The organism is Peribacillus sp. (assembly GCF_059453735.1).
Window position 1 is genome coordinate 1 of sequence record NZ_JAZVJO010000475.1, and the last position, 5,980, is coordinate 5,980.

7 protein-coding genes are annotated in these 5,980 nt (G+C 42.5%); all 7 read left to right on the top strand.

Features of this window, described 5'->3' with window-relative positions:
• Positions 1-890 (top strand): NADH-quinone oxidoreductase subunit C (locus AC52RT_RS15655; protein WP_495541603.1); only part of this gene is annotated, 890 nt, incomplete at its 5' end.
• Positions 891-893: 3 nt separating this feature from the next.
• Positions 894-1,994, top strand: a complete 1,101-nt coding sequence (locus AC52RT_RS15660) for an NADH-quinone oxidoreductase subunit D (protein ID WP_495541604.1) — start codon at positions 894-896, stop codon at positions 1,992-1,994.
• Entirely contained in the window at positions 1,994-3,004 is a 1,011-nt protein-coding gene (gene nuoH / locus AC52RT_RS15665) for an NADH-quinone oxidoreductase subunit NuoH (protein WP_495541605.1), read from the top strand. The genes AC52RT_RS15660 and nuoH overlap by 1 nt, the downstream gene beginning before the upstream one ends.
• A gap of 56 nt (positions 3,005-3,060) precedes the next feature.
• Positions 3,061-3,483, top strand: coding sequence for an NADH-quinone oxidoreductase subunit NuoI (nuoI, locus tag AC52RT_RS15670; RefSeq protein WP_040375220.1), 423 nt, complete (start codon positions 3,061-3,063; stop codon positions 3,481-3,483).
• Positions 3,480-4,007 (top strand): NADH-quinone oxidoreductase subunit J, encoded by a 528-nt coding sequence (locus tag AC52RT_RS15675; RefSeq protein ID WP_495541606.1) that lies wholly within the window; start codon positions 3,480-3,482, stop codon positions 4,005-4,007. The genes nuoI and AC52RT_RS15675 overlap by 4 nt, the downstream gene beginning before the upstream one ends.
• On the top strand, positions 4,004-4,318 hold the full coding sequence (gene nuoK, locus AC52RT_RS15680; RefSeq protein ID WP_495541607.1) for an NADH-quinone oxidoreductase subunit NuoK: 315 nt from the start codon (positions 4,004-4,006) through the stop codon (positions 4,316-4,318). Before AC52RT_RS15675 ends, nuoK begins: the two co-directional genes overlap by 4 nt.
• Before the next feature lie 39 nt (positions 4,319-4,357).
• The coding region (gene nuoL, locus AC52RT_RS15685) for an NADH-quinone oxidoreductase subunit L (RefSeq protein ID WP_495541608.1) at positions 4,358-5,980 on the top strand (1,623 nt) is incomplete at its 3' end.

Sequence of the window (5,980 nt, forward strand, 5' to 3'; positions counted from 1 at the left end):
CAAAGGCAAAGGCCACAGCGTTAGCCCGAAAGAAAGCGAAAGAAGAAGAGAAGGCTGCCCATGAAGAGAGTGAAGAGCTGAGTTTAGAAGAACGAAAAGCGGAAGCCGCAGCAAAAGCAAAGGCCGCAGCATTAGCCCGAAGGAAAGCGAAAGAAGAAGAGAAGGCAGCCCCTGAAGAAAGTGAAGAGCTGAGTTTAGAAGAACGAAAAGCGGCAGCCGTAGCAAAGGCAAAGGCCGCAGCACTAGCCCGAAAGATAGCGAAAGAAAGTTCTCCCGCCATGGACGATACCGAGGATGCTGCAAAGAAAAAAGCCGTTGCTGCAGCAAAAGCAAAGGCGGCGGCAGCCGCTGCCCGAGCCAAGGCAAAACAAGTCAGTACGGGTATTGAGCCCACCCCAGAAGATTCACCATCGATTAATCAGCCTCTATTAGATAAATATATTGCGATCATCTCACAAAATATCGGCAGCGATGCATTAGAAGATTCCTATATTAACAAATTATCAAAGGACGTTCCTACCTTAGTTGCGAAGCCTGGTACATATTTGAAAATTGCTCAATATCTAAAATTTAATGAAAATTTACGGTTCGATTATTTGTCGGAGCTGCATGGGACCGATTTTGAAACGCATATGGAAGTGTATGTTCATTTGTATTCTCATAAACATCACCATCCGGTTGCATTAAAGGTGAAGGTAAACCGTTCCGAACCAGTGATTCCGTCAATCGTGCATCTCTGGCAGGGAGCAAATTGGCCGGAGTGTGAAACCTATGATTTGCTGGGAATTCTATTCGAGGGTCATCCGGATTTGAAGCGTATCATGCTTGGTGAACATTGGATAGGCCACCCGCTCCGTAAAGATTATGAACCGTATGATGTGGAGGTATAACCTATGATACGGATAGAAGAAATGCTTTTGAATGTCGGTCCGCAGCATCCAAGTACACATGGGGTATTTCGACTTATTATAAAAATAGATGGAGAAATTATTAAAGAAGCAACACCGGTAATAGGGTATCTTCACAGAGGAACGGAGAAGCTTGCGGAAAATTTACAGTATACTCAAATTATTCCCTACACCGACAGAATGGATTATCTAGCCGCCATGACGAATAATTATGTCCTTTGTCATGCGGTGGAAACGATGATGGATCTTAAGATACCTGATCGTGCTGAATATTTACGTGTCCTTTCCATGGAACTTGGGCGTGTAGCCAGTCACTTAGTCTGGTGGGGAACCTTCTTGCTGGACCTGGGTGCAACCAGTCCATTTTTGTATGCTTTCCGTGAGCGGGAAATGATTATTAATCTCTTGAATGAACTATCTGGTGCACGACTGACTTTTAATTATATGAGAGTAGGCGGTGTAAAGTGGGATGCGCCTGAGGGGTGGATTGGGAAAGTCCGTGATTTTGTTCCGTATATGCGGGAACAACTCAAGGGATATCATCAGCTCGTCACCGGCAATGAAATATTTATGAACCGGGTAAAAGGAATCGGTGCCTATACAAAAGAAGATGCCCTTAATTATTCATTAAGCGGAGCTAACTTAAGGTGTACAGGTGTTAAATGGGATTTACGTAAAGATGAACCCTATTCAATTTATGACCGGTTTGATTTTGATGTCCCTGTCCGTGAAAGCGGTGATGCTTGGGCAAGGTATCATTGCCGGATTGAAGAGATAGAAGAATCCTTAAAAATAATTGAACAATGTGTGGAACAATTTCCAAGCGATGGACCGATTATGGCCAAAGTCCCGAAAATTATTAAGGTGCCAAAAGGAGAAGGCTTTGTGAGAATTGAATCGCCACGCGGGGAAATTGGCTGCTATATCGCAAGTGAAGGAAAAAAAGAACCCTACCGTTTAAAATTCAGACGGCCATCCTTTTATAATCTGCAAATCCTCCCGAAACTTTTACAAGGAGAAAATATGGCCAATCTAGTGACAATATTAGGGGCGATTGATATCGTCTTGGGAGAGGTGGATGGATAGTGATTCAAGACTTGCTACAATCAGAACCGAGCCTCCTCAATGTAACCATTTTTCTTTTACTTGCGGTATTGTTTTTATTTGTTGTTCTGGGCTTTGTCACGTATGCCATTCTTTCAGAAAGAAAAGTAATGGGACTGATGCAGATGCGTATTGGACCCAATCAGCTTGGCGGGAGATGGGGGTTGCTTCAGACAGTAGCCGATGTGTTAAAGCTCTTGCTGAAGGAAGATACGATTCCAAAGCTTGCTGACCGTCCGCTTTTTATTATTGCGCCTATTCTGGCTTTTGCTCCATCATTTATGGTGTTAGCGGTCTTGCCGTTAACGGATAAGCTGCAGTTTGCAGATATTGGTGTGGGACTGTTGTATTATGTTGCGATTTCGGGGATTACGACAGTGGGGATCGTAGCTGCTGGCTGGTCTTCTAATAATAAATATGCTCTAATCGGCGGAATGCGTGCCGCAGCCCAAATGATTTCGTATGAAATTCCACTTGTGATGTCGCTCGTTGGTGTGGTGTTACTAACGGGAAGCCTCAACCTCAATGAGATTGTTGCGGCTCAAGAAAATGTTTGGTTCATTGTTCTGCAGCCAGTCGCCTTTTTAATATTTATCATTGCGTCGGTAGCTGAATTGAATCGAGTACCGTTTGATTTGCCAGAAGCGGAGTCTGAACTGGTAGCAGGCTATTTTGTTGAGTACTCAGGCTTCCGCTGGGCGATGTTTATGTTAAGTGAATATGTCTATATGTTTGCTATGGCCTCCCTGACCACTGTATTATTTTTAGGAGGCTGGAATTCTCTTCCGTTTCTAGGCTTTATTCCAGCAGCTGTTTGGTTCGCCCTTAAGTTCAGCGTGGTTGTTTTTCTATTAATCTGGATAAGAATTACCCTGCCGCGGTTACGATCAGATCAGCTGATGGAGTTTGGTTGGAAGGTGCTTCTGCCTATAGCACTTGCGAATATTATGGTAACTGCTATATTAAAAGAGTTGTTTCCCAATATATTCTGAGAAAAGAAACTGGATATGTAAATAATCGCCAAAAAAGAAAAGCGAGGGATTAGCATATGATTGGTTTAGCAAAAGGATTGGCTTATACGCTGAAAAATTTAACGCGAAAAAAAGTAACCTATGCTTACCCGAATGAACCGCTGCCGCTTCCTGATCGTTTTCGAGGCATCCAGAAGTTCTATCCAGAAAAATGTATTGTTTGCAATCAATGCGTGACCATATGTCCAACAGATTGCATTCAATTGACAGGAATTAAGCATCCCGATTCTTCTAAGAAAGGTAAAAAAATTATTGATACGTACGATATTAATTTTGAAATCTGTATCTTGTGTGATCTTTGTACGGAAGTGTGTCCGACCGAAGCCATTGTTATGACCAATAATTTTGAACTGGCAGAGTATAGTCGGGATGAATTATTTAAAAACTTAGAGTGGCTCGATGAAAATGATGAAAATATTCGGAAGGTGAATAAGGTATGACTTTTTCTGGCGAGATTCTCGCATTTATCATTCTTGCGCTAGCTGCCATACTTGGTGGTGTTTTATTATTAAACCTGACTAAGGTCGTTCATATGGTGGTCGCGTTAGTACTATCATTTCTTAGCATTGCCGGAATCTTTATTCTGCTTTCAGCTGAATTTGTCGCTGTTGTGCAGGTTTTAATTTATTCAGGAGCAATTACGATTATCATGCTGTTCGGGATCATGTTAACTAAGCATAATGAATCAGAAGCAAGTACGAAAAAGACCCGTTGGAAACATGGGGTGCTGCTGCTTGCCATAGCAGGCTTTGCTTATGCTGTGTATATAGGAATCTATAACCTGGATATAGCGAGTCAGGAAAGTACCTTACATGAAAATAATACTGAGCAAATTGGCGTGGAACTTTTTTCAAAGCAAGTTATTCCATTTGAACTTGCCTCAGTGGTGTTGCTCGTGGCACTTGTTGGAGCAATAACATTGGCAAAGAAACCGGATGATGAAGAAGAGGGGGAAAGCCAATGACGGAGGTACCTCTATCTGCCTACCTTGTTCTTGCACTTGTGCTATTTTGTATCGGTCTATATGGTGCGTTAACAAAACGTAATACGGTCATTGTATTAATTTCCATTGAACTCATGCTTAATGCAGCAAATATCAACTTTGTTGCCTTTAGCCGGCTGGGCGTTACACCGTCGATAACTGGACAGGTCTTTTCTTTATTTACGATTACGATAGCAGCTGCAGAAGCGGCTGTAGGGTTGGCCATTTTGATGGCTTTATATCGCAGGAAGAGAACGGTGAATATTGACGAAATGGATACGTTGAAGCATTAGTTATGGTTAACAGGTCTATGAAAGGGGGCATACATACCGATGATGGAGAATGCATGGCTTATACCGTTAATTCCACTGTTTTCTAGTGTAATTCTGCTTCTATTCGGCAAACAGCTGAGAGAGTCAGCGGCCTATATCGGGATTGTGGCGGTACTCGTATCCTTTATCTGTTCAGTCATTGTTTTAGTTGAGCGAATAGATGCACCCACTTATAAACAGGAAATAGTCTGGCTTGTAACGGGTGATATGAACATAACGGCAGGCTTTGAAGTGACAGCACTGAATACGTTGATGCTGGTTATGGTTTCGTTGGTCAGCTGTCTCGTTCATATCTATTCCAAGGGTTATATGGAAGGAGAGAAGCGTTTTTCCATATTTTATACGTACCTTGGGTTCTTTACCTTTGCCATGCTTGGACTTGTCCTTTCACCCAATTTAGTGCAGCTCTATTTCTTCTGGGAGCTTGTGGGCCTAGGGTCATTTTTATTGATAGGCTTTTATTTTTATAAAAAAGAAGCTAGAGATGCAGCAAAAAAAGCCTTTATCATGACCAGAATCGGTGATCTTGGTTTATTGATTGCGATTATCCTTTTATTTTGGAAAACGGGCAGTTTTGATTTTCAAGAAATCTTTAGCCGCATTGGAGCTGGAGAAATATCAGGAGGAATGTTGACGCTTATTGCGCTGTTACTTTTTGCTGGAGCTGTCGGAAAATCAGGTCAATTTCCCCTTCATTCATGGCTCCCTGATGCAATGGAAGGTCCAACGCCAGTCTCTGCGTTAATTCACGCGGCGACAATGGTTGCGGCAGGTGTATATTTAGTTGCAGTAACGTTTCCAATCTTTTCAGCGAGTTCTGCGGCTATGGAGACAGTAGCGGTGATAGGCGGATTCACAGCCATTTTTGCTGCATCTATTGCCATCGTTCAAAAAGATATTAAACGGATTCTCGCGTATTCAACAATCAGTCAACTCGGATATATGATGCTTGCTTTAGGGACGGCAGGGTATACGGCTGGAATCTTTCATTTACTCACACACGCTTTCTTTAAAGCCTTGCTGTTCTTAGCTGCGGGCAGCATTATTCATGCTATACATACACAGGATATTGATAAAATGGGCGGGCTCTGGAAAAAAATGAAGCTGACAAGTCCCTTATTTCTAATAGGTGCTCTGTCGATTTCAGGTGTGCCGCTTTTATCAGGGTTTTTTAGTAAAGATGAAATTCTCGTATCGGCTTGGGTCAATGGACACTATCTTTTATTCTGGATTGCCATGATTACAGCCTTTTTAACTTCATTCTATGTCTTCAGGCTCTTTTTCCTTATCTTTACGGGCCAGCCTAAGACGGAAGTTGTCAGTAAGGAATCACCTTTTTCCATGGTGCTGCCAATGGGCATTTTAGGGATTTTGGCTGTCTGCTCTGGGTATATCCAGACTCCTTGGTTTGGAAGTTATTTAGGAGAGTTTCTGGTTAAGGGCAACAAATTTCTTCTTGTGCCCACTCATTCAGAAGGACCTGCATGGATTATGGTGGCAGCGGCAGTCTTTTCTCTTTCGGGCATCCTGCTAGCCTATTTAATCTATGTGAAGCAGACCATCTCTCGAAACTTTCTTATCAAAGAAGGATCGTTTATCAATACCACCCTTATCAATAAGTAC